The sequence below is a fragment of the Aquimarina sp. AD10 genome, assembly GCF_003443715.1.
In the GTDB taxonomy this organism is placed as follows: domain Bacteria; phylum Bacteroidota; class Bacteroidia; order Flavobacteriales; family Flavobacteriaceae; genus Aquimarina; species Aquimarina aggregata.
In genome coordinates this window covers 3,774,350-3,798,388 of the sequence record NZ_CP031965.1, presented here as the reverse complement: position 1 = coordinate 3,798,388, position 24,039 = coordinate 3,774,350, and the positions used below count along the sequence as shown (strand labels likewise).

The 24,039-nt window shown below is 32.3% G+C and carries 19 protein-coding genes; 10 read left to right on the top strand and 9 right to left on the bottom strand.

Features of this window, described 5'->3' with window-relative positions; all coding sequences use genetic code 11:
* Nucleotides 1–35: 35 nt before the first annotated feature.
* Both D1816_RS15735 and D1816_RS15730 read right to left on the bottom strand, forming a co-directional pair.
* Complete coding sequence (locus tag D1816_RS15735) at nucleotides 36–1,364, bottom strand: T9SS type A sorting domain-containing protein (RefSeq protein ID WP_118504047.1); 1,329 nt, start codon at nucleotides 1,362–1,364, stop codon at nucleotides 36–38.
* A 233-nt stretch (nucleotides 1,365–1,597) separates the two neighbouring features.
* Nucleotides 1,598–4,105 carry a leucine-rich repeat domain-containing protein gene (locus D1816_RS15730; protein ID WP_118504046.1) on the bottom strand — a complete coding sequence of 836 codons (2,508 nt, stop codon included), beginning with the start codon at nucleotides 4,103–4,105 and terminating at the stop codon, nucleotides 1,598–1,600.
* 200 nt (nucleotides 4,106–4,305) lie between these two features.
* Here D1816_RS15730 and D1816_RS15725 point away from each other — a divergent pair, with 200 nt between their 5' ends.
* A complete protein-coding gene (locus tag D1816_RS15725; protein ID WP_118504045.1) occupies nucleotides 4,306–4,671 on the top strand; it encodes a helix-turn-helix domain-containing protein in 366 nt (121 codons plus the stop codon).
* A 44-nt stretch (nucleotides 4,672–4,715) separates the two neighbouring features.
* Here the strand turns inward: D1816_RS15725 and D1816_RS15720 are convergent, their stop codons facing one another.
* The 3 genes from D1816_RS15720 to D1816_RS15710 all read right to left on the bottom strand — a co-directional run bounded on the left by D1816_RS15720 (nucleotide 4,716) and on the right by D1816_RS15710 (nucleotide 9,988).
* The gene (locus tag D1816_RS15720; protein ID WP_118504044.1) at nucleotides 4,716–5,717 is read right to left on the bottom strand and encodes a M28 family peptidase; all 1,002 of its coding nucleotides are present in this window, start codon (nucleotides 5,715–5,717) and stop codon (nucleotides 4,716–4,718) included.
* Nucleotides 5,718–5,847: 130 nt separating this feature from the next.
* Complete coding sequence (locus D1816_RS15715) at nucleotides 5,848–7,263, bottom strand: hypothetical protein (RefSeq protein WP_118504043.1); 1,416 nt, start codon at nucleotides 7,261–7,263, stop codon at nucleotides 5,848–5,850.
* A gap of 127 nt (nucleotides 7,264–7,390) precedes the next feature.
* On the bottom strand, nucleotides 7,391–9,988 hold the full coding sequence (locus tag D1816_RS15710; protein ID WP_118504042.1) for a glycoside hydrolase family 2 protein: 2,598 nt from the start codon (nucleotides 9,986–9,988) through the stop codon (nucleotides 7,391–7,393).
* Nucleotides 9,989–10,227: 239 nt separating this feature from the next.
* On the opposite strand from D1816_RS15710, the gene D1816_RS15705 reads away from it, so the two are divergent.
* The 4 genes from D1816_RS15705 (at nucleotide 10,228) to D1816_RS15690 (ending at nucleotide 14,849) form a co-directional block, all read left to right on the top strand.
* Nucleotides 10,228–10,494: a hypothetical protein gene (locus D1816_RS15705; RefSeq protein ID WP_147405036.1), complete on the top strand. Its 267-nt coding sequence runs from the start codon at nucleotides 10,228–10,230 to the stop codon at nucleotides 10,492–10,494.
* A gap of 147 nt (nucleotides 10,495–10,641) precedes the next feature.
* Nucleotides 10,642–12,222, top strand: a complete 1,581-nt coding sequence (locus D1816_RS15700) for a SulP family inorganic anion transporter (RefSeq protein WP_118506272.1) — start codon at nucleotides 10,642–10,644, stop codon at nucleotides 12,220–12,222.
* 40 nt (nucleotides 12,223–12,262) lie between these two features.
* Nucleotides 12,263–12,889: a carbonic anhydrase family protein gene (locus tag D1816_RS15695; RefSeq protein WP_066312087.1), complete on the top strand. Its 627-nt coding sequence runs from the start codon at nucleotides 12,263–12,265 to the stop codon at nucleotides 12,887–12,889.
* A 118-nt stretch (nucleotides 12,890–13,007) separates the two neighbouring features.
* Nucleotides 13,008–14,849, top strand: a complete 1,842-nt coding sequence (locus D1816_RS15690) for a SulP family inorganic anion transporter (protein WP_118506271.1) — start codon at nucleotides 13,008–13,010, stop codon at nucleotides 14,847–14,849.
* Between the two features lie 12 nt (nucleotides 14,850–14,861).
* Here the strand turns inward: D1816_RS15690 and D1816_RS15685 are convergent, their stop codons facing one another.
* Nucleotides 14,862–15,377 carry a CvpA family protein gene (locus D1816_RS15685; RefSeq protein WP_066312085.1) on the bottom strand — a complete coding sequence of 172 codons (516 nt, stop codon included), beginning with the start codon at nucleotides 15,375–15,377 and terminating at the stop codon, nucleotides 14,862–14,864.
* 195 nt (nucleotides 15,378–15,572) lie between these two features.
* Between D1816_RS15685 and D1816_RS15680 the strand changes: the two genes are divergently transcribed.
* Both D1816_RS15680 and D1816_RS15675 read left to right on the top strand, forming a co-directional pair.
* Nucleotides 15,573–15,815, top strand: a complete 243-nt coding sequence (locus D1816_RS15680; protein WP_118504040.1) for a hypothetical protein — start codon at nucleotides 15,573–15,575, stop codon at nucleotides 15,813–15,815.
* Nucleotides 15,816–15,817: 2 nt separating this feature from the next.
* Nucleotides 15,818–16,096 (top strand): hypothetical protein, encoded by a 279-nt coding sequence (locus D1816_RS15675; protein WP_118504039.1) that lies wholly within the window; start codon nucleotides 15,818–15,820, stop codon nucleotides 16,094–16,096.
* 8 nt (nucleotides 16,097–16,104) lie between these two features.
* Here the strand turns inward: D1816_RS15675 and D1816_RS15670 are convergent, their stop codons facing one another.
* From D1816_RS15670 to D1816_RS15660, 3 genes are all read right to left on the bottom strand, one after another.
* The gene (locus D1816_RS15670; protein WP_118504038.1) at nucleotides 16,105–18,660 is read right to left on the bottom strand and encodes a carboxypeptidase-like regulatory domain-containing protein; all 2,556 of its coding nucleotides are present in this window, start codon (nucleotides 18,658–18,660) and stop codon (nucleotides 16,105–16,107) included.
* Nucleotides 18,661–18,720: 60 nt separating this feature from the next.
* The gene (locus D1816_RS15665; protein ID WP_158597720.1) at nucleotides 18,721–19,623 is read right to left on the bottom strand and encodes a FecR family protein; all 903 of its coding nucleotides are present in this window, start codon (nucleotides 19,621–19,623) and stop codon (nucleotides 18,721–18,723) included.
* 96 nt (nucleotides 19,624–19,719) lie between these two features.
* A complete protein-coding gene (locus D1816_RS15660) occupies nucleotides 19,720–20,232 on the bottom strand; it encodes an RNA polymerase sigma factor (RefSeq protein WP_066312081.1) in 513 nt (170 codons plus the stop codon).
* A gap of 68 nt (nucleotides 20,233–20,300) precedes the next feature.
* Here D1816_RS15660 and D1816_RS15655 point away from each other — a divergent pair, with 68 nt between their 5' ends.
* From D1816_RS15655 to D1816_RS15645, 3 genes are read left to right on the top strand one after another with little or no spacing between them, the layout of a single operon-like run.
* Nucleotides 20,301–21,896, top strand: coding sequence for a 7TM domain-containing protein (locus D1816_RS15655; RefSeq protein WP_118504036.1), 1,596 nt, complete (start codon nucleotides 20,301–20,303; stop codon nucleotides 21,894–21,896).
* Nucleotides 21,897–21,925: 29 nt separating this feature from the next.
* The gene (locus tag D1816_RS15650) at nucleotides 21,926–22,780 is read left to right on the top strand and encodes a sugar-transfer associated ATP-grasp domain-containing protein (protein WP_158597721.1); all 855 of its coding nucleotides are present in this window, start codon (nucleotides 21,926–21,928) and stop codon (nucleotides 22,778–22,780) included.
* Between the two features lie 17 nt (nucleotides 22,781–22,797).
* Nucleotides 22,798–23,931 (top strand): hypothetical protein, encoded by a 1,134-nt coding sequence (locus tag D1816_RS15645; RefSeq protein ID WP_118504034.1) that lies wholly within the window; start codon nucleotides 22,798–22,800, stop codon nucleotides 23,929–23,931.
* Nucleotides 23,932–24,039 lie beyond the last annotated feature (108 nt).

Here is a 24,039-nt window from a genome sequence, read left to right as displayed (position 1 = left end):
GATGCCGGATTTTTAGCACTTCTTATAAAAAAGAGCTATTGTTCTTTAACAAAACGATATACAAAAGCTCGATTTTCGTTTAAGATTTTCAAAATATAGAGTCCTGATTTTAGTGAAGAAATATCAATTTTATTATTTTCTAATTTTGAGGCTGTTATTAGTTTGTTGTTATAGCTATACACTTCGTATGTATAGTTGTCATCAACTAAATTCTTGATAAACACTTCTGTCTTTGCAGGAATTGGATATATTTTAGGTTCAATCTCTGTTGTTTCTTTAACTATTTTATTGTGACAATACTGATCTATCAAAGGAAATAAATCATCCTGAGAAAAGCTCATTTTAAGATACCCAAGTTGTTCTGCTTTTTGTAAGAATTCACAAGCTTTACTTTTATCATTGCTTATACCATAAACCTCACCCAAAAATCTATGAGCAGAGGAGCTTTTGGAGTTTATTCTTAGCGCTTCAAATAAGTCCTTTTTGGCTTCTTCGATATATCCTAGTTTTAATTTTATACCTCCTCTTAAAGCATAAATACTAAGGTCGCGTGTTCCTTTTCTGGATCCATGAGTATATAAATGCTTTTCTCTGGTAAATGCAATATTTACGTATGCTAAGGCCTTTTTGTATTCTCCTTTGCCATAAGCCATTATAGCCAAAGATACATGAGTAAAAGGGTGATTTCCTGGATATATTGTTTTGGCCGCATTAAGATAAGGTAGTGCTAAGTCATATTCTTTAAGTTTTACTAATTTGCCTCCAAGATTAACATAATAATATCCCCTATTTGGCATATGCTCAATTGCTTTTAGGTAGTAGTTAATTATGCCATTATCATCTTTAAAAACATAAGAAATTCTTGCTAAATCATAATAAAAGTTTGCTAATATTGACTTTTTAATGTTTAAATCATTCGATTCTAAAACTCTTAGAGCTTCTAGTAAAAAGGTTCTTGAATTTTTGTTTTTTCTGGATAACCTTTCTAAATAGCTTTTGTTCCAACTAGCAAAAAAATGAGCTAACTTAGTATCATAAGGTAGCTTTTCTTTAGTAAGGATTACTTTTGAAAGAAACCTATGTTTATTAAAGCGACCAGCTTCTTTCTGCTCTTTAGATAGATATTTTGCAGCTAGTTTTGTTATGCCAAAATCTTCGATATTTAAATCTAGCTTTGATTTAAACCCGTTGTTTGTAAAGGTTCTTGAAACAATAATTTTTTCATTGTCTACAAAGTGAATACTTTTTATCGTTTCTGAGGTGTCTTTCTCGAATTTTTTAAGCGTTACATTAGGTCGAGTTTGAGAAAAAATAGAATTAAACACTAACAAGCTTAGCGCAAAAAATAATAATATATTTCTCATGAGATGTTTTATTTATGATGTAATTAAAATTTTAATTACTTATCAGGACACTAAAAGTAACTAATACGAATCAATATAAGTTTGTTAACGGTACAAGTATAAACCATATTAGTTTCATTTTTTGAAACTGAGCTGTTTTTTTTGATGGTGTTCTCAGGTAAGGCATTCTTAAAAAACAATAAAAACCGCCTAACAATTGTTAGGCGGTTTTTATTGTTTGCATAATATAAGCCTTAATTTATTTTAATAAATTGAGTTGACAACAACCCCTTATCAGTATGTAATTGCATAAAATAGTTGTTTGCAAATAAATAGCTAACATTAAAGTTTCTTAGTGTTCCAGGGAAGTAACCTACTGGATTTCCACCTATGTCCATAATAAGTATAAATTGAATGTTAATGTCTGTATTTCCTTTAGGAGTTAATGTTAGATTCCCCTTAGTAGGATTTGGCGATAATGTAAAGTAATCTGTAAACGATGGTTCTGCTACCACCTTCTTTTTAACAGTAACGGTTTCTACATCGGTAATGATAGGAAAATTGAAATCAAAGAAAATAGCTGCTGTATTATCAATGGTATCTCCTTCTACTAAGTTGTCTTTTGTCCTTATCTTGAACAATACATATCCATCATTATTAGCATCATCAAAGGGTAAGTTGATATTACTAAAAATAAATTCTATTTCCTTCTTATCTTTAACTAGTGTAGTATATGGATGACTAGCTTGTAAAGGTATAAATGATTCGATATCTAACTTGGTGACATCTATAACATCTTCTATCCGAATATTAATAGCATTTGCGGTCCCTTTATTTTCAAATCTAATCATGTAATGCAAATAGCTCCCTACATCTTTGGGTTCTATTGTATCACCTTCTAGGCAAATTTTGTCATTAGGGTCATATGAGTTTACTACGGTTTGATTAAACACTGCAATATTATTATTAGGTGTTTCGTCAATACCAGCCGTCGCTGTAGCTTCAAAACTAAGTACGTCTCCACTATTTAAGGCCGGGTTATCCGTGGGTTTGTTAAGATTGAATACTATATTGATATCTCTAGACTCTAAAGGTCTTAGGTTACTAAAACTCCAAGATAACTTATTAGATGTCGAACTCACTACTGTAGGATTAGAAGATACTAGTGTCAAAACATCTTGCATATAATCTAATGTAATATTTCCTGATTGAATAGAGGTTCCATTATTTTTATAGGTAATTGAATATTCGGAATCAAATCCTGGTGGTGTTCCTGCGCTAACTGGGATAATGCTAACCTCTATATCATTATGAATACCATTAGGAGTTATACAAAAATCTTTAATAAGGTTAGGTCCATCTTTAGGAAAACTTATAGGAAGAGGTGGAAACGATGGAGCTGGATCAATGTTAAAATAGGTTGGATTCTCAAAAAGAGGAAACATAAAATAATCTCCATTATCATGAATAGGCGTATTGTATGCTCCTGAATTGTTAGGGAAAGTTTCTATAAATCCTGTTGGACTTTGCAATACAAATTTTAAGTTAGAAAAACCTATATCACTGGCATCACAACCATTATTATCTGAATCATATTTAATACTTCCTGAAATATTATATAAAACCTCCGCACATTGAGTACTTACATTTACAGAAGAAAAATACCCTGGAGTGGTTAAAAGATTATTTACTGGTGTTATGTATTCCTGATCGATACAAATAAAATTTAGACTAGGACAGTTTTGAAAAGATAATCTTAATTCTGGATTTGATAAGAATTTTTGTTGCGTTAAAAAGGCAGTAGTAAGATTTGGGTTATTACCAAAATTTATTGTTATCAATGAACAATTTCTTGTGTCCAAGCGTTCTAAGGTATTGAAACTACAATTAAGATTAGCTAAGATCGTGTTTGCCGAAAAATCTAGATTTGTGAGCTGATTGCGATCACAGTTTAGAGTCGCTAAATTGGGATTAGCGCTAATGTCTAGGGTTTTTAATTGATTATTAGAACAGTTAAGACCCGAAGGGTTAACAGTATTGGTAAGTGCTAAAGTAGTTAATTGATTGTTTGAGCAAATAATATTACTTAAATTAATATTATTTGTAAGATCTAAAGTAGTTAATCGATTACTTGAACATATTAACTGAGTCAAATTCGGATTTTTAGTAATATCTAAATTTGTTAATTCATTATTTGAACAAGATAAATCTCTGAGTTGACCATTATTTAAAAGGTTAAGAATTTTTATTTTATTGATAGAGCATTTTAGTGCTCCTATACTTTTATTCTTAGTGACATCTAAACTTATTAGTTCATTAAAATTACAATTAATGTTTAATAAGTTTATGTTGTTGCTTACATTTAGGTTTGTTAATGCATTAACAGCAACGTTTAATTCTCGCAATTCGACATTTGTAGATATGTTTATGTTTTTTAGTTTGTTAGAAGAAACATTTAAATCTCTTAATTTAATATTATTAGCGAGATCCAGACTTGTTAAATTGTTTCGAAAAGCCCAAAGTCGTGTTATACTTGTAAAGTATTCGATTCCATCTAAGTTGCTAATATTTAATCCAGTTACGCGCAGAGAAGCCACCAGCTCTGCTTCTTGTACCGTAATTTCACCGTCCCCGTTAGTATCAATCACTGGGTTGTGATTTAATAATGCAGTCTTAAAATTAGCATCAGTAAAGTTGATAATTTGAGCATAGGTAATTGTGCTTAGGAATAAAAATATCCCTAAAAAGATAATTTTTTTCATTGTTTTCAGAATTTTGATCAATACTGCTTAGATACACGTGCATTTGTAAGATAAATATAGACAGCTGTCATGTAGTAAGGTTTTGAAGATTAATAATATTGCGAAACTAGGGTAATAAGTAGCGCAATTTTTACAACTATACTTTGGTATACTAGTATACTTTTGTATACCTTGACCTCATTCTTAAACCTATAATTAGAATGAGTATTTTAAAAACCAAAACAGAACATTCTACTCCAGAAGAATGTAAAATTTTTATTCGCCCTGTTAGAGATGTAATTGATATTGTTGGGGGTAAATGGAAATTGCCAATTCTTACGGCATTGTCTTTTAAAACTCATAGATTTAAAGAGTTAGAAAGACAAGTGGCCGGGATTACACCCAGAATGTTATCAAAAGAACTAAAAGATTTAGAGTCTAATGGTCTTGTAAACAGGAAGACTTTATATACTTCTCCTGTTACGGTTGAGTACAGTTTAACTTGTTATGGTAAATCATTAGACGAAGTTTTGTCAGCGATGCGAGAGTGGGGAGTTAACCATAGAAAGAAAATAATGGATAAATAGATTTCTTAATTTTTTTAAAAAATAGTGATTTCAAATACTATGTTTTAATCAATTAAGAACGTATCATACCCTTCTATTGCTTGTATAATTAGTTTTACAGCTTCGATATAAAACTTAGGGTTAATGTTCTCAAAGGTGTCTGTGGGTTGGTGATAATCTTTGTGATCTTCTACGCCAAAATAAATAAACGGGATTTTTCTTTCATGAAACTCTCTATGATCAGAAGAATAAGTCCAATCTTGTACATCTTTATTATTGGGATCGTCGTGACCATATAATAGATCTATAGATGAAACGATCTCATCTAGAGGTTTTTGTAATTGTGGGTAGTGATACAATCCAGATGCATATAATTGCGAGGAATCATTGTGCGAGATCATATCCATATTGATATTTAGTACAACATTTTTTATGTCTAAGGGGAAATTATCTAATAAATAAGCGCAACCAGGAGAGCCTATTTCTTCGGCATCTACAGCGGCGAAAACTAAATTATGTTGGATGGGTTTGGTCTTAAAATAAGAAGCAATGGCAAAAAGCGCTGCGGTTCCTGAGGCATCATCATCGGCACCATTATAGAGTTGTCCATTTTTTATCCCTAAGTGATCTAAATGCCCAGTAATAACGATGGTTTTATTAGTTCTGCCTTTAAGCATCGCCACGACATTACCACCTTTTACAATAGTATCTGTGACATTACTATAATCTTCTTTTACATTAGCAATGGGATATATTCTTTGCCTTGATTTGCCACTTAAGGTATGTGGGAATTGTTGAATATATCCGTCGTTAAATGCAGGTGGTATATTTAAAGAGGCAAATTGCTCCTTAATATATTTTTGGGCTTTGTAATTTCCCGGTGTCGAAAAAAATCGACCTTCAAGTGAGTCATGAGAAATGACTTTTATGTGTTGTAGTAATGCTTGCTCATCAATGACAATATTGTTGACCTTAGTGCTTTGACAAGAACCTAAAGAAACGACGCCTATAATTAAATAGATAGACGTACTTAAGAATTTATGATGTAGAGCGTCTTTAAAAGTCATAGTGCTTATTGTTGCTATTGAAATACTAAAATACAATCTTTAGTATGGTATTATTTGTAATACGACATTATTCGTACGATAAATTAGTTTCTAGCTTTTAATTAATAGTACTTATTAATTATAGCTATTCTTATAAAGGAATTTTAATTCCGGAGATGAAATAATCAGGATTATCAGTTCCAAAAGCCATAAAAATATATAAATCATCATTTTTCCGTATTGGAGATATAAATGCTCCTAAATGATCCCATGCCCAATTATATGTTGCGTATTTTGTATACAAATTTACTGGGTTAACCAATATAGGACTACGTCGATCATTTTTCCATATACCTTTCTCAAGACTCATTAATCCATATTGTCTGTTATTTGAAGTTAAGTATGATGAAGATCTTTCTTCACCAGCTAATAATATATATAATTCATTATTAAACTTTATATAGGTAGCATCATCTGCTTTCCCTCTTAAATAACCACTACTAATACTTCCTTTTTGAATCATTGTTGAAGAAACTATGGATCCTCCATTATTTAACGCATCAAATAAGTCTGTGACAATAAGTTCATGAACTTCTCTATCTATTAAATTAGGAAACCTTCTGTGTAACAGGATTCTATAAGAGTCATTATGTTTTGTAATTGCTAATGGAAAACTATTCTGTTCAGGACCATTCCACCCTGAGATCATTATTTTAGTTGGTTGTTTTATAATAGTTAAATCTTCATCGATGATCATATAGGCAGATGTATAATTTCCATTGGGTTGTTGAACGCCTAATAGTACAAGAAATGTTCCATCATCTAATTTTAAAGGATTGTCTGTAGAAAATACATTACCACTTGTTTTTGCAAAAGGAATAGTTTCGGTACCCAGAAGTTTTTTGTTCTCGAATGTCCAGTCTTCTAAATTTGTGCTGGTAGCATAGTAAATACTTCTTTTATCATGAGCTCCAAAAACGACAGGAGTTAGTAACACGTAAGAGCCGTCTGATTTTTCTATAATCCCTCCGGGTTGGATATAATTAAAATTACCCTCACTTACCGAAGTAGGGTAGGGATCAAATAATGGACGATTATTAATAATACTATAATTAACGAAAGGGTTAAATAACTCTATAGAAGCGCCGATCGTATAGTTTGGTTTGCCTAAGTAAGTCGTGCCCAAAGAAATCCAACCATTAGTAATGTCTATATCAAGAATTTCAACAATGGTCGACGCTTCACTACCCTGAACCATAAACCAACTTTGATTTTCACTACCTTTTTTACGCAATTGGTCTAGGCCTTTATAATTTGTTTTGATACGATTATTACCTTGATCATATTGTAAAATTTGTATAGGATTTTCTCTTTTGATATTATCACAATGATCAGAGATTAGTGTATTGGTAAATACCTTATTAAAACTGCCAGATAGGAAATCTTCTTTTTCACAGTTTATAATTTCTTCATTTGGATTTTCTTCAATGATTTCTATTTCTTCTGGATCGTCCTTACTACATGAAAATATTAGAACGACAACCAATAACAATAATACTCTATACACGGTAGTTTTTTAATAGGGTTTTAAAAGAATGTAAATGTATGAAAACGTGAATACACAAAAAAAGTTGTCTTCTGATGCTTTATTGAAGTACGAATAAAGTTTTAGATAAGTTTGCATGAAATAATGATTAGTTTGTATAACTGTCAAACAACGTTATTACTTTTAATTTCTTCTTAAATGTATTTAATGTCTCTGCATTGGTTTTTTTGATTCTTATCGTTTTTTGCATATTCGGAAGCATATCAAAATAATTATCTGTAAAATTTTGGTCAGAGCCTGAAGAAATAAAAACGTCTTTTGCTATTTTTTTGGTTACTAAGGATACTATAAAATGGCTATCATCTTCACTAATTGAATATGTTAAATCTGGTTTCGGGAAATTAAGAGATTTATAGGGTTTTAAATAAAAGGTGTTTTCAGCAATAGTTTTTTCATTAGCTATTAATTGCGCATGAAAGAACACATTATCTTGAGAAGCTTCTTTAATAAATTCGCTTTTTAATAACTCAAAATATTTTTTGGATTGGTTTTGATCAATCACAACTTGTTTTTGCCATTGTTTTAATTCATTACCATCAAAATCCAATAATCGTATTTCTAATTGTGCATTTATATTTTTTAAAGAATCAGAAACTACAAATACATCTAAGTTATCTTTTTTGTTCTCGAAACTAATCAAGATATTTTCAAAGGATTTTTTAGCAGTATAATGTAGCGCTTTCCATTTTCCGTAATAATCGATACTTGACCAGGAAGCCACAGGCCAGCAGTCGTTAATTTGCCAATAAAGACTTCCCATACATCGATCTCTATTTCTTCTATGAGCTTCGATACCCACTTTTATACCATGGGCTTGTAGTAACTGACTTACGTATAAAAAACTTGCAAAATCTTTGGGTTTCTGGTAATGTCTTAGCATATATTCTTCAATGGTTTCATTACCAATACTAGATCTTTGATGTGATTTCATTACTTCTGAATATACATCGTGATCTTCGGGCAAGGTATATTTTTCTACAGTTGATAATTCGGGAAAAGACTGAAAACCATATTCTGACATAAAACGAGGGATTGCGGTATTATAATTGTCAAAAGGTTGTTTACCCCACCAAACTAACCAATAATGAGCATCACCTTTTTCAAAAGATTCTTTTTCTCCAAAATCACTTCCAGGAGATGAGGGCCAATACGTGCGAGAGGGATCGTACGCATCTACAACTTCTGGAAGAACTTTATGAAATATATCATCATATGCGTTCCAAATGGTATTGGCAACCTCTTGAGATTGTTCCTCGATTACCTTGTTTTTCCAGCCCCAGTTCTCCCATGCAGATAGTATTTCATTATTACCACACCAAAGAGCAATAGAGGTATGATTTCTTAATCGTTTAACATTATCAATAGCTTCTTGTTTTACGTTTTCTAAAAACGAAGCATCACCAGGAAACATGGCACAGGCAAACATAAAATCTTGCCAAACTAATAATCCCATTTCATCACAGAGTTCATAGAACTCATCATTTTCATAGATACCCCCTCCCCAAACACGCAACATATTCATATTAGCCTCTTTTGCAGAGGATAAAATATGCTTATAATTTTCGCTTTTAGCTCTGGTTAAAAAAACGTCTTGAGGGATATAATTTGCTCCTTTCATAAATACGGGATGACCATTTACTTTAAAATAAAATGAGGCGCCAATACTGTCTTTTTCGCGGATCAATTCTATAGTTCTTAAACCAATTCTATGCGATTTTGAATCCATATATGAATTTGCCGTTACCTTTGCTTCTATACTGTACAAAATCTGATCTCCCATGCCATTGGGCCACCATAGCTTTGGGTTGTCAATTTCGAAAGGGATTTTTAAGTGATTTATTCCTTTGTTTAGTTTTAATTCAACAGTTTTTATAGGTTGTTGACCTTGATTAAGGTGCAAGGCAACAATTGCATTATCATTATCCTTGTCAGCTTCTACTTCAATTTGCGCGGTTAACTGCGCTTTTTGACCAATGTTATTTTGTTGTATGAATAGATCGTTGATCTTGTGATGATTCCAACTTTTCAGAATTATTGGTCTCCAAATACCGGATGTCACTAATCTCGGACCCCAATCCCACCCAAAATGATATCCGGCTTTGCGTGTGTATATACTAACTTGTTTTTCATCTGTTACTTTACCTATTTTAGATAGATCATTATCAGAAACAGGAATTTTATATCCTAGACTATCATATTTTTGAATACCTCTTTGTATTGGGGAATCAAAAATGATATGCAATTTGTTACTACCAACTTTTAATAAGGGTTTAATGCTTGCAGAATAGGTTCTAAACATATTATCTGTTTGCATTACTAATGAATCATTAAGGTATATTTTGCTATACGTATCTAAACCTAAAAAGTCTAATGATATATGTTGCTTACGCAGATCTGTCTTAGAGAGTTCAAAATTAGTTTTGTACTCCCAATCTTCTTTATCGATCCATTGTAAATCATGTTCATTTAGACGATAATAAGGGTCTTTTATAATCCCGAGATCAATAAGGTCTGTATGCACTGTGCCTGGCACGGTTGCCGCATGCCATTGAGTATCTTTTGATGTTTTGAAGTCCCAATTTTGTTGTAAGTTAATTTCTGATACAGAGGAGTCAATTCCGCATCCTGATAAAAAAATCACAATAATAAAAAGTAAGAGTTTAAAATAATCTACATTATTTTTCATAGCAGCACCGTGTATAATTGTATTCTGAATTGTGTGGAAAAAAGATACTTAAATTATCATTTATGATCATTTTACATTTAGTTTATTTTTTTGAAATAAAGGTCTTGTTTAGTTAAATTTAAAATTTAATTAACAGTATTTGAAAGTAATACTATTATTTTCGTCTCTAAAATCTTTTTTAAGTGTTTCATAAACGTAAAATAGCAAAGTTTTTAATCGTGTTCGGTTTTCTCCTGAATATGATGAATTACGCGGTGGGATTGATTGATTTCTATTCCTGCGAGGATAAAACTGCTGTTGTTCTTGAAGAAACTGAAAATTCTGAAAAAAAAGAAAAAGAAAATACCGAGAATGAAGATCATAAAGAAAAAGATAAAATTTCGCAGTTTTTGTACGAAAATACTGCGTCAGTCGTTCATACGATCGACTCATTTTATCCTGATTTTTATTTAACTAATTCTTCTGTATATCTAGAATTTAAAACACCACCTCCAAAATTTTCTTAATTTGTATTGGCTGTTTTTATCGCAAAAGCTGTCTTTGTGTTAAGTAAATACTAAGACAATTTCTTTTGTAAATTATTTCAATTTTATTTTATCTAATTGTTCTTAATCTATGATTAAGATCGACTTACAATTTTTATAACTATGAGCATTTTCAAGAATTTAAAAAATGATCTACCGGCTAGTGTAGTAGTGTTTTTTGTAGCATTACCACTATGTTTAGGTATCGCCCTTGCCAGCGGGGCTCCTCTTTTTTCTGGTCTAATCGCAGGAATTATTGGCGGAATTGTTGTTGGAGGCTTGAGTGGTTCTAAGATAGGAGTTAGTGGCCCTGCAGCAGGTTTAGCTGCAATTGTACTTACGTCTATTGGCACATTAGGCGGATACGAGAATTTTTTAGTGGCAGTAGTACTTGGTGGTGCGATTCAATTAGTTTTTGGATTTCTAAGAGCCGGTATTATAGGATATTATTTTCCTTCCTCAGTCATAAAAGGTATGCTAACCGGTATCGGTATAATTATCATTTTAAAACAAATTCCGCACTTTTTTGGATATGACTCAGATCCAGAAGGAGATTTTGCATTTTTTCAAGTAGATGGAGAAAATACCTTCTCTGAAATATTTAATTCTTTAAATTATATAAGTCCAGGAGCTACGATCATAGCGGTTATTGGATTGGCGATATTATTATTCTGGGATAAGGTATTGGCTAAAAAGGCTAAATTTTTTCAAGTTATACAAGGACCGTTAGTTGCCGTGGCTTTGGGAATTCTTTATTTTATTTTTACACAAGGAAATGAAAGTATTGGTATTGCCAAAGAACATTTAGTAAGTGTTCCTATACCAGGAGATTTATCATCATTTTTGGGGCAGTTTAGCTTTCCTAATTTTGGAGTGATTTTAAGTGGCGATATTTGGATCACGGCCTTTACTATTGCTTTGGTGGCGAGTTTAGAAACATTGCTTTGTGTTGAAGCTACAGACAAATTAGATCCTGATAAAAATGTTACTCCTACTAATAGAGAATTATTGGCGCAAGGAACCGGAAATATTATTTCGGGTATGATAGGAGGGTTGCCAATTACTCAAGTAATTGTTAGAAGTTCTGCTAATATACAATCTGGAGGTAAAACAAAACTATCGGCTATTATACATGGATTTTTGTTGCTTATTTCAGTAGTTTTAATACCTCGATTGCTTAATATGATTCCGCTTTCAGTATTGGCATCAATTCTGTTAATTGTTGGTTATAAATTGGCAAAACCATCTTTGTTTAAGAAAATGTATTTAATGGGATGGAAACAATTTATACCTTTTACAGTTACTGTATTAGGGATTATCTTTATTGATCTTTTATGGGGTATTGGGCTTGGCCTGTTGGTAGGTATTGTTGTAATTTTGATTAAAAGTTATCAGAATTCACACTTCTTACATATTGAAGATAAAAGTAATGGGAAACATAAAATTACCATGACCCTTGCAGAAGAGGTTACCTTTTTTAACAAAGGAGCAATTTTAAAAGAATTTGATCGATTACCAGAAGATACGTATCTTACTTTAGACGTTAGAAAAACGAGATATCTGGATAACGATATTATAGAAATTTTAGAAGATTTCTCTAGTAAAGCAAAACAAAGAAATATAGATATTAAGTTAATATCAGAGAGAGGTGAAATTGAAAACCCAGATAGTTATATCAAGTTTTTTAGTCTTAGACCAAAAAACACATAACTATCTAAACAGAAAAAAGAATACAAAATATAATAATACTATGAAGGCATATACTAAAGAAACACAGGCATTAATTACTCCAAAAGGAGCGTTAGATTTACTTAAAGAAGGTAATTTAAGGTTTCAGAAAAAGAAGCAGGCTAATAGAGATTTACTTGAGCAAGTTGCAGATACAACTAGTGGTCAATATCCTTTTGCAACGATATTAAGTTGTATCGATTCTAGGGTTTCTTCAGAATTGATATTTGATCAAGGGATCGGAGATATTTTTAGCGCTAGAGTAGCAGGTAACTTTGTAAATGAAGATATTTTAGGTAGTATGGAGTTTGCTTGCAAATTAGCAGGAACAAAATTAGTATTGGTATTAGGCCATACAAGTTGTGGCGCAGTAAAAGGCGCTTGCGATGATGCAAAACTTGGTAATTTAACTGCATTAATTAGTAAGATAAAACCTGCAGTTGAAGCAGTAAGTGAGCCTGCAGATGCTTCACAGAGAAATTCAAAAAATATTGATTTTGTAAATGAAGTAGCTGTAAAAAATGTACAAATGACTATTGACGCCATAAGAAAGGATAGTGAAGTCCTTAAAGAAATGGAAGATAACGGTGAAATTCAGATCATTGGCGGTATGTATGATATAAGTAATGGAGCTGTAACTTTTTTGTAAAGTCTACAAGTCATAAAGTTTTCCCAAAACAACCATTGTTTTAATTTCAATGGTTGTTTTTTTGTTTTTAGTTTTAATAGTTTTACTATTGTCGAATACAGAAAGAAAAATAGTTATTATGAAAGGTTTTTTTAATCATCTTAAAGGAGACGCATTCGGAGGATTAACTGCAGGGATTGTTGCATTACCGTTGGCCTTAGCATTTGGCGTATCCTCTGGCTTAGGGCCTAGTGCGGGTTTATACGGGGCAATTTTTATCAGTTTTTTTGCTGCCCTGTTTGGGGGTACAAATACCCAGATTTCTGGACCAACAGCGCCAATGACAGCAGTAAGTATGCTTGTTATTGCTGGATTAATAGGAGCCAATAACGGAGATGTAGAAAAAGCATTACCTGCCATTTTAACGATATTTCTTTTAGCCGGGCTTATGCAAATAGGACTAGGTATTATTGGTATTGGAAAATATATTAGATATATCCCTTATCCTGTAGTCTCGGGATTTATGACTGCTATTGGAGTGATGATCTTATTTACGCAGTTTTTACCGGCTTTTGGATATTATCCTAAAGAAGACCAAGCTTATGTTGAACGATTCAGACCACAAGCAGAAGAGGTAATTCTAGATAAAATTTTAAAAGATGAAGCAGGCCAAGGAATTCTCGTACTCGAAGATTTTAAAGAAACTATAAAGAAAGCAGAAAATATAGCTGATTCAGAAATACAATTAGAAGCAGTTGCCCTTGCAGGAAGCGAATCAGCAGGAGTAATGGGAGCAATAAAAAGTTTACCCAGAGCAATAAAAAGTATCAATTATCTAGAACTAATACTCTGTTTAGTAACCATATTTATTATTTATGGTTTTAAGAAGATAACAACTGCTGTCCCGAGTACATTAGTAGCTTTGGTTGTGGTTTCTGGAGTAGCATTTGGTTTTAATTTAGATTATAGACCTATAGAGACCATCCCAAGTGGTTTTCCGCTACCAAAACTATCGATTATAACAGAGTTTAATTTGGCATCAGTTGTCCCATACTTTTTTACGGCTTTGTCATTATCCTTTTTAGGCGCTATAGATTCATTACTAACCTCTGTAGTAGCTGATAATATGACAAGGACAAAACATAAACCAAATAAAGAATTAATAGGGCAGGGTATCGGAAACAGTATAGCAGCGTTTTTTGGAGGAATTCCTGGTGCAGGTGCTACCATAAGAACAGTTGTAAATATTAATGCTGGGGGTAAAACCAAATTATCAGGTATGATTGCAGGAGTTTTGTTGTTAATCGTATTATTAGCACTAGGACCAGTTGCTTCTCAAATACCAGCTTCTGTATTAGCGGGTATTTTGATAACAGTAGGTATCGGTGTGATGGATTATAAAGGGTTGAAAGCAATACCCAATATGCCAAAGGTCGAGGTGATTATTATGGTGGTAGTTTTAATACTTTCTGTTTTCTGGGACTTAGTATATGCAGTAGGTATTGGAATGATTTTAGCGTCATTAATGTTTATGAAGAAAATGGGTGATGTTACCGCTAGTGGATCTAAAATACAATCGCTAGATGGTTTAGAGAATAGTGCTAGAGAAAAACTATGGAAAGATGAAATTAACTTTCAGAACGAACTTAAAGAAGAGATATTTATTAAGCATCTAGAAGGTCCAGTATTTTTTGGGGCGACTAGTGAGCTACAACGATTGGCAAATCAAATACCTGAAACAGCTAAACATGTTATCTTGAGGATGGATAAGGTACCTTATATGGATCAATCTGGAGTATATGCACTCGAAGAAATTATTTTAGGTCTAGAACAAAAGGGTATACAAACATATATTGTAGGAATTCAAAGGCAACCATTATATCTGGCAAAAAGTATAAATATTGTACCGGATCTAATACCTGAATCTAATGTGTTTAATGATTTTTACACGTGCATTACATATTTAAAAGAACTAGTATAAGATAGGTTTTGCCTAATATAAGGCATTTCCAGAAGCATCTTTAGGAGTTTCTTTTAGCACTGTTGGCAATACCATAGGTGCCAGTTTTCGAACGGGAGTATATAATATAGATGTATTTAGCGTGTCTGCTTTAATTAATGTTATATTGCGGTTTATAGCCTCAAAGAAGATAATCACAACACTAGCAATAAATGCAAATTTTAGCACTCCAAAAGCGGCTCCTAATATCTTGTTTAAAACTCCTAACGCAGCATAATCTGCAATTTTAGTAAGTAATTTACCTGCCAAAGAAACAAGAACTACAACTAATATAAAAGTTAAGGCAAAAGCCGTTAATTTCATGGCACCATCTGGCCAATCTACATATTGTTGTAAGTATTCACCTATGATATGTGAAAAGTGGACTGCAATATAAATCCCTACCACAAGAGCAACTAAAGAGGCTAGTGAAGAAAATAGACCTTTGCTAAACCCATTTATTAATCCCCATAATAATAAGATCCCTAATATGATGTCAATGTAATTCATGAATGAATGATTAGTAATTCAAATATAATTCATTCTATCCATACCTCAAGATGGTTTTTTAATTCGCAATTTTTGAGCTTTAGACGATTTGCATTTGACAGAATAGTATTGTTGTGTTTAGGAAACGGTTCTTCAAACAGAAATTAAATTCACAAAATTTTATATATTTAACATATAATATATATAGTATATACAATGAGAAAAATTATAGATATTGATGAAAGTTTAATCCCGAAACTAAAGGTATTAGCGGCAATAGAGAGCTCTAGTGTAAAAAAAATCATGGAAGATGCAATATCGTGGTATGTAGAACATAAGCAGAAAGAGCAAATGAATAGCATGTCTTTAGAACAAAAGGAAGATTTTGGTTTATTACTTCTTTTACAGCAAGCACAAAATATAAAGACGGTTAACGAAGATGAATTATTTAATTCATAAGTATGCAAACAAAGATATCTATGCAGTTTGCTACAGACTTTAAAAACGTGAATGATAATTCTCTTGATCTTAAGGTAAAAGAGGTTTTACAATCCCTTAAAAACGCAAATAGGGTTGATGCTATACCTCAGTTTAGAAAAATAGATGGAGCGACTGGTGTATATAAAATGAGTATTGGTTTTTATATATTGATTGGCGTTATTACTTCTGAAGATGAAATTATACTTTCTCGATTTTTGCATAGAAATCAAGTAACTAACGTTATCGATAAATTTAAATAAAAGAAGTTTTAAAAATACATCCTGAAAATTAGGTTTGGTGTAATGCCAAGAGATTCTTGTCGTAGTACCTCTAATTCAATTTCATCTGTATTAGGATTTTCATCTGCCTGATAGCGTATTGATATAGGTATTTTTCGATTATAAACATTTTGAATAGAAGCGCCTAAATGCCCTTGCCAACTACCAGATGTGTTAAGATTGAATCGATGAATTGCCGATATATCTAATCTATGATAATTTTTTAATCGTTTTGCATTTGGAGTGCCATATTCGATTTCATCATTGATTAAATCTGCCTCTGTAAAAGGAGCTCCAGATCGCCATAACCAGCCTAAAGAAAATTCCCATTGATTAACCTCATAAGTGTTCGAAACCCGAAAATTGTGTGTTATATCATTATTACCAGGAAAAGGCGCATCTTGTATTTCAGGAAAAGTATATTCAATATCATTAAATGTATACCCAATCCATGTTCTAAAATCATTAAACTTTTTCTTTAAAAGTATATCAACTCCTGTAATCCTACTTTCTCCTGTAGATAATTCTAAATTGCCAGTATTAAATCCGTTGGTAATCGATGTTAACCCGTCAATATTTTTATAATATCCATCGATTTCGATATTCCAATCATTTTTAGAAAACAATAAACCCGTAGAAAACTGTGTGCTTTCTAATACGGGGATTTCGTCATTTGCATGGATCCAAATATTATTTTGTAGTCGTAGTTGTGTGTCTTCAAATTCTATAAGTTGACTTATTGGCTGGTAACGCAGCTCACCTGTAGCTTTTATTCTTAGTGTACTCGTGATAGGATACTCAATATTGATTCTGGGTTCTACATAAACATTATCAATCACGTCATAATGAGATGCTCGTAAACCCAAAGCAATAAAACCTTTGTTCTTTGACAAAAATTGATAGTTACCGTAAAAGGTATTCGCTATATTCTTAACAAGGTCTGATTCATTCAAAGGGGTTTCGAATTCACTTTCTTCTGTAATTGTGTAGGAGACATCATTGTCAGAAAATTGGTACCCTAGCGTAAAAGAGTTTTTTTTACTGATATCAAATGTAATATTGGCATCTAACCCAATGTCTTTTACAATATTAGTTCTAACGGCTTGTTCTTCTATGGTGTTTTCTTCTCGTTCTGTATACAAGTAACCAGAATCATATTTAGAGTAATATCCTTTTAAACTGTGACGAATTTTTTTCCTTTTGGTACCTTCCCAGGAGAAACTAACCCCTTCGTTTTGAATTTTAAGATCATCTGTAATTTGATCTTCTTCATTGTCAATTTCAAAGGTTAAATCATTACTGGTATATATGCTACTGATCATTATTTTATCATTTTCAGAAGTGTCAATGATTAATTTTGCGCTTAGATCATAGAAAAAAAAGTTGTTTTCTCCAATAGCTGCTTCTACCTCATCTTCATCTTCTTCTTCATCAATTAGTGTTCCAGGAGATGCTGTTATTTTTGTGTTTTGAAAAACTTTTTCTGAAAGTGCCTTATATGTTGGTGTTTCTAAAAGATCAGTATAAGATCGTCTTCCAGAGATTATAGCTCCGATCTTTTTGGTAACAGGAGTTTTGAAATATAAATCAGCATGAGTACCATTAATTCCTGAACCACCACCAAATTTCTCTGGTACTTCTTTATCGCTTGAGATATCTATGACCCCAGATGCTCGATCGCCGTATTTGGGATGTGCGCCCCCTTTGAAAATTTTAGCATCTTTTATAATATTGGGATTAAACGCAGAAAGCATTCCAAAAAAATGCCCCGTATTATACATCTTAATATTGTCCCAGAGCACAAGGTTTTGGTCTGATGATCCACCTCGTATTTGTATTCCGGTAACGGTCTCATCAGGACTATTTATGCCTGGGATTAGTTGTATGCTTTGTAAAATATCAGGTTCGCTTTGACCCGGAAGAATACCTAAGTCTTCATTTAAAATAGAAAATGATCCATCTATTTTTTTATCTATTCCTTTGGTTATATATTCTATGATTAAAACCTCTTCTAGTGCAGTGTCTTCTTGAAAAAGAGGTATTTTAGGACATCCCGATTTTTTAAAATCACTAGCAGAGATTTTCTTATCCATATATCCAACATGTTGTATAGTAATTTGAGAATCTTCTTTTATGTCACCTAATTGAAAAAAACCTTTATCATTAGCTACAGTACCCATATTTTGGCTCTTGATAGATATAGTAGCAAAAGAAAGCGGGGCATTAGTTGTTTCATCAAATAGATAACCACAAACTTCAACTTTTCTATTAGGTGTACTTATGATTACTTGGCGATTAGATATTTTTTTAAAATTGAGTTTAGTTAATGTTCTTAATGCAACCAAAATTTGATCCAGAGGTGTATCATTAATTACCAAGGTAATCGTTTTGTTTTTGATTATTTCATCACTAAAAGAAAAAATCAAATCGTAGGATTCTGATACCTCGGTAAGTACCTGTTGTAAGGGTGTTTTTTTGTAATCTTTATTAATTTGAGCCAGTAAAGAATAGCTGCATAAGAAAAACAAAAACAATACTTTTTTCATATTGAAATTTAAAGATTTTGACAAGATTGATGTATGCAGACAAACTACATTTATTAAACTTTATTGGGTAGAAAGTAAAATTTTGGAACCATTAATAGTGTAGTCTATTCCCATAGGAATGAGCACAGATTCTAGTGCAATGTTTACATCCTTATTGTTAAAGCCTCCTGTAAAAAATTTAGTTTGATCTATGTTTTCACGTATGAAGGTGATACTATATTGTCGTTCAAGTTCATCGAGTACTTCTTTTAAAGGAGCGCTGTTAAAAATGCTTTCACCTATTTTCCAGAGTGGTTGAGAGTCGATAATACGCTCATCAAGAAGTTGTTTGTCTTGTAACACGACTCCTTGTCCTTTTTGAAGTATTTTTTGTTTGTTCTGGATAGTAGACACTCTAACTTTTCCTTCATAACACCCTACTCTAAATTCTTTTTCTCTTTTCTTGACATTAAATTGAGTACCTAATACTTCTATAGTACCTAAATTGGTAGTAACAGTAAAGGTTGAGCCTGATGTAACTCTAAAGAATGCCTCTCCGTCTAATTGCACCTCTCGATTTTGCATCCAAAAAAAACGTTTGTGACTTAAGGTGGTAGCAGCATTAAGTTCAATATTACTACCATCAGGTAACACTATGGCTAATTGTTGCCCACTAGCTGCGGTATAGGTTACTGTATTAAAAAACAAACCAATAATTAAGACAATTGATACAGCAGCAGAAATGGCATATATAAAAGGTTTTAACTTGATGACCTTCGGTTTTCTTGGCTGGTCCAGTTTATCAACGGTAGTTTCTAAGGACTCTTTAAGATCAAATGAAGGTGCCTTGAAGTATTCAAGCCCAGTAATGATTTTTTTATAATCATCATATTCGGGCATGTTCCTAAATTCTTCAAGTTCTTCAGGACTTAAATCATTAGATAACCATTTGGCTAGATATGTATTTTCATTTTCGTTCAACATAAAAGTTAACATAAAATTTGGCCGAATTACCAAATATTTAACTCATAACAGGTGTAAAACAAAATACCCTACCCTGTTTAAAATAAAAAAATAAGATTAAATACCTTTTACTAGTTTTCTTAGTTGTTTTAGGGCATTATGCATTCTTTTTTCTACTGCTTTTACAGAAATGCCTAACATTTCTGCAATTTCAACATAGGTCTTTTGATCTATTCTATTCAATAAAAATACTTCTCGTTGAGCCTCAGAGAGGTCAGCGATGGCATTTTGTAATGTATCCATGAATTCTTTTTCCTCTAGTACAAAATCCGGGGATTCTGTGTTTTTATTTCTAGGTGCAATTCTTGTGTACTCTAATCTAACCTTTTTGCGCGCGACTTGATTTAAAAAGATATTATTAGCTACTGTACATAAAAAGGGTTTAGTTTTTTCAAATAGTACTTTTTTGCAATTATCCCATAGTTTAATAAATGCTTCTTGCATTACATCCTCTGCCTGTTCTTTATCTCCGCATTTGTAATAAATAAAATTTCTAATAGCAATGGCATGTTTTTCAAACACTTCAGTGAAAATAGGTCGGTCACAAACAGATTTCGAAGATTCCTGCATAATTTTTTTTTCAACTCATGGGTAGGGTAAAATTAATCATACCTGTTATGAACACAAAATAACTGATAATGAATTTAAAAACAAATCTTAGAACGGTATTGATTTTAGTTAGTGTAGTGGCGATAGTCTCGATTGGTTTTAAACTAAAACCTATTCTAATGAATTATGATAGCTTTAATCCAGAAGTTGTTTACAAGGTAAATTATGATTACTTCTTTAAATCTGGAGATAAGCATACTGCTGTAAAAACATTTGTTCCTTATCAAAATTTACGGCAACGTATTTCTGAAGAAAAGATTGTAAATGATACTACTCTTACCTTCATAAAAGATACTCTAAGAAATGGTAATATTAAGGGCGTTTGGAATACCGAGATAGCTAATCAATATCATGCTGTAAAGTATCAATTTGTTTTTGAAGGAAAGGAAACAAGACATACACTTCCCTTACGATTTGATTTTATTTCTGAAAAACATAAAGAACATCTACAAGATTACCTATTACCAACAGAGAACATCCAATCAGATCATAGTAATATTAAGAATATTGCAGCTCAACTGCAAGAGGAGACTCAAAATGATAAAGAGATCATCCAAAACGTTTTTGATTATGTTGCAGCTATCCCTTCTGCACCTATTATTACGTTAACAGATGCGTTGACCGCAATAGAGCAGAATAGAGCTTCTTGTAATGGTAAGAGTAGATTATTTGTAGCAATTTGTCGAAACTTAGGATACCCTGCCAGAATTAAAGGAGGAATCATTTTAGAAAATACAAATAAGAGAACATCTCATGTTTGGGCTGAGGTTCTGATCAATGAAGTATGGGTTCCTTTTGATGCTTTAAATAACCATTTTGCCTATATCCCTGCCAACTATTTAGAAATTCATACGGGAGATGAATTCTTAATTACACATACTGCTGGTATTCAATTTGATTATACGTATCATATCGATGAGACTCATCATATTTCTTTTCTAAATATGAATTCTGAAGAAATTAGTGAGTTGTCAAGTATATCTTTATGGAGCCTTGTAAAAGGAGGTGTAATGCCTAAAAATGCTCTTAACTTACTTCTTTTATTGCCAATAGGTGGTCTTTTAGTTGCTTTTTTAAGAAATATAATAGGGCTCAAGACTTTCGGTGTTTTTCTACCTGTTTTAATTGCATTTTCATTGTTGCATACAGGATTTGTTTTTGGGATTGTTTTATTTGTAGTTTTAATACTAATGGTAGGCTTAGTATCCTATCCATTTGAGAGATTAGGATTATTGTATACACCAAAGTTAGTTATCTCTTTAACCTTTATGGTTAGTTTAATGATAATCACTACCATGATTGGTATACGTTATGATATTCTTTGGTTAACAACACTTTCTTTTTTTCCCACAATTATTCTTACCATAGCGGCAGAACGTTTTGCACGGGCAACTACAGAAGATGGTTATAAAGAGGCCATTGATAAACTATTACAAACATTATTGGCAACAACAATATGCTACCTCGTTTTATCCTGGTCATGGTTACCATCTGTATTAATCATTTTTCCAGAACTACTTCTCTTAATTATAATATTAGCAGTATTCCTAGGAAGATATATCGGCATACGATGGGTAGAATTTTATCGTTTCAGACCGCTTTTTAACGAATCTATTAGTAAATAAATCCAGTTATGCTTTCAACTTTTTCAAATATGAAATCACGCAGAAAATCTCAAGTAGTAGGTTTAAATGAAAGAAATATAAATCTGATCTACCCTAATAACCCTAAAAAACATTATCCCCTTGCAGATGATAAAGTACTTACCAAAGAAATCTTGCATCAATACGCTATTCCGTGTGCGGCAACTTATGCAGTGATTGAATATAATAGCGACATCAAAAAAGCTTGGGAGTATTGCAAAAAATACACGACTATGGCCATAAAACCTGCAAACGGTTGTGGGGGAGGAGGGATTAAAATTATAAAAAAAGACCTTGATCATAACTGGATTTCTAGCGGGAAAATTATATCAGAGCGCCAAATTTTTCAGCACATGGCGGCTATTATTATGGGTTTCTTTTCCTTAGGTTCACACGATCGGGTTTTGATTGAGGAATGTATAGAACCACACCCCTTTTTTCATAAAATATATCCGCAGGGCGTACCAGATTTTAGAATCATAACACTAGAACATAAACCCTTAATGGCAATGCTTAGAATGCCAACAGATAAATCTGATGGTAAGGCAAATCTTCACCAAAAAGGAGTAGGAATTGGAGTAGATATGGATAATGGAACCTTAACAAAGGTGTATGATGGTAAACAGTATTTTGATCATCATCCGGACACCAATTTTAAGGTTAATGGGATTTCTATACCCTACTGGAAAGAAATACTTGAAATATCAGTCGATACAGCAAAAGCGTTTCCGCTAAACTATCTAGGAATAGATATAGTAATCGATAAAATAAAAGGCCCCCAAATTATGGAAATCAATGTTCGACCGGGATTAGGGATTCAATTAGTAAATAAAAAAGGTTTAAAAGAAGTAACTCAAAAAAAATAAACAAGAAGATAAAAATAATGACATATATAAGAAAAATTGCTTTTGGATTTGCAGTTATGATTACAAGTTTTGCTTTTACCCAAAGTAAAACAACACTGGATATCAAAACACTGGGAGGTTATGAATACAATTACTTTAGAAGCCCAACAGAAATACGAGTAAACGATGTGATCCTGCCTAAAGAAGACTTAATCGCAAGCAGTCTATATCAAGACGTATCTGTTGATTATAAATTTCGTTACAAATGGAATAAAAATAGAATACGGTTCTCGGCAACCCCTTTTTCTAGAATATTCTATGAAAATCTAGATGATAGTTATTGGAGACTAAAAACCTGGGTAAAATACGATCATAAGTTCAATAAAAAGATAACTTTTCTTGGAGAGGCTAGATTTACCAGAATGAACAGAGAGGGGTTAGGTGGTGATCAAGATGTACTTATCAATCCACTGGGATTTACCAACTATGGGGCTACTTTAGGTCTAGGATTTATACCATTTAAAAACAATAAGATGACTGTAGAAGGATTTTATAATCTCAAAAATTTTGATGCTTTTGGAGTTCGTGATTTACAGTTTGATGAGTTTGGCATGTTATTCACTACGACACACTCTTTTAAAGTAAGACAGTTAGAACATAAATTAGGACTGACCACCTATGTAAAAAAGCGATTATACGATACATTTAATGCTAGTGAAATCGATACAGATGGAGAACGCGATTGGGATTATGCAAGAGCAAGTGTGTTTTACGAATTGCCTATTAGTAAGGAGCTGAAGGTTAGGCCCAATTTAATGTACTATACCCGAATCGATAATTCTACTAACAGATCAGGATTTAATCAATTTGGTCCCGGAATTATTTTGTCATACAAAAATAAAAGAACCAAAGTATACTCGTCATTTTCATTTATTACCAGAAATTATAAACAAATAGAAGCTAGAAATACAGAGGGATTAATCGGTGAAAAATTAACCTACGAATATGCCAATGCCCAATTGCGCATCTCGCATAAAATTAGCAAAGGGTTTTCGATAACAGGAAGTTTGTTTTCTAGAATAAGAAGTACAAATTATACAGATATAGATGCAAGGTCTTTTAGAAATTATAGGAATCAGTATGCTGGAATCGGCATATTGTGGGAGTTGTAAGAATTCTCCTTTTTAATTGGTTATTTTTTTATTGTTAAGCGCTACTTTTGTAGCGCTTAATTTTTTAGGAAAATTTTGCTACAAAGTTTAACAAAAATGTCTTTTTCA

Bases quoted from the DNA above. Each gene is read 5' to 3' on its own strand.
- D1816_RS15735 (WP_118504047.1), bottom strand. From the start codon at position 1,364: ATGAGAAATATATTATTATTTTTTGCGCTAAGCTTGTTAGTGTTTAAT.
- D1816_RS15730 (WP_118504046.1), bottom strand. From the start codon at position 4,105: ATGAAAAAAATTATCTTTTTAGGGATATTTTTATTCCTAAGCACAATT.
- D1816_RS15725 (WP_118504045.1), top strand. From the start codon at position 4,306: ATGAGTATTTTAAAAACCAAAACAGAACATTCTACTCCAGAAGAATGT.
- D1816_RS15720 (WP_118504044.1), bottom strand. From the start codon at position 5,717: ATGACTTTTAAAGACGCTCTACATCATAAATTCTTAAGTACGTCTATC.
- D1816_RS15710 (WP_118504042.1), bottom strand. From the start codon at position 9,988: ATGAAAAATAATGTAGATTATTTTAAACTCTTACTTTTTATTATTGTG.
- D1816_RS15705 (WP_147405036.1), top strand. From the start codon at position 10,228: ATGATGAATTACGCGGTGGGATTGATTGATTTCTATTCCTGCGAGGAT.
- D1816_RS15695 (WP_066312087.1), top strand. From the start codon at position 12,263: ATGAAGGCATATACTAAAGAAACACAGGCATTAATTACTCCAAAAGGA.
- D1816_RS15690 (WP_118506271.1), top strand. From the start codon at position 13,008: ATGAAAGGTTTTTTTAATCATCTTAAAGGAGACGCATTCGGAGGATTA.
- D1816_RS15685 (WP_066312085.1), bottom strand. From the start codon at position 15,377: ATGAATTACATTGACATCATATTAGGGATCTTATTATTATGGGGATTA.
- D1816_RS15680 (WP_118504040.1), top strand. From the start codon at position 15,573: ATGAGAAAAATTATAGATATTGATGAAAGTTTAATCCCGAAACTAAAG.
- D1816_RS15675 (WP_118504039.1), top strand. From the start codon at position 15,818: ATGCAAACAAAGATATCTATGCAGTTTGCTACAGACTTTAAAAACGTG.
- D1816_RS15670 (WP_118504038.1), bottom strand. From the start codon at position 18,660: ATGAAAAAAGTATTGTTTTTGTTTTTCTTATGCAGCTATTCTTTACTG.
- D1816_RS15665 (WP_158597720.1), bottom strand. From the start codon at position 19,623: ATGTTGAACGAAAATGAAAATACATATCTAGCCAAATGGTTATCTAAT.
- D1816_RS15660 (WP_066312081.1), bottom strand. From the start codon at position 20,232: ATGCAGGAATCTTCGAAATCTGTTTGTGACCGACCTATTTTCACTGAA.
- D1816_RS15655 (WP_118504036.1), top strand. From the start codon at position 20,301: ATGAATTTAAAAACAAATCTTAGAACGGTATTGATTTTAGTTAGTGTA.
- D1816_RS15650 (WP_158597721.1), top strand. From the start codon at position 21,926: ATGAAATCACGCAGAAAATCTCAAGTAGTAGGTTTAAATGAAAGAAAT.
- D1816_RS15645 (WP_118504034.1), top strand. From the start codon at position 22,798: ATGACATATATAAGAAAAATTGCTTTTGGATTTGCAGTTATGATTACA.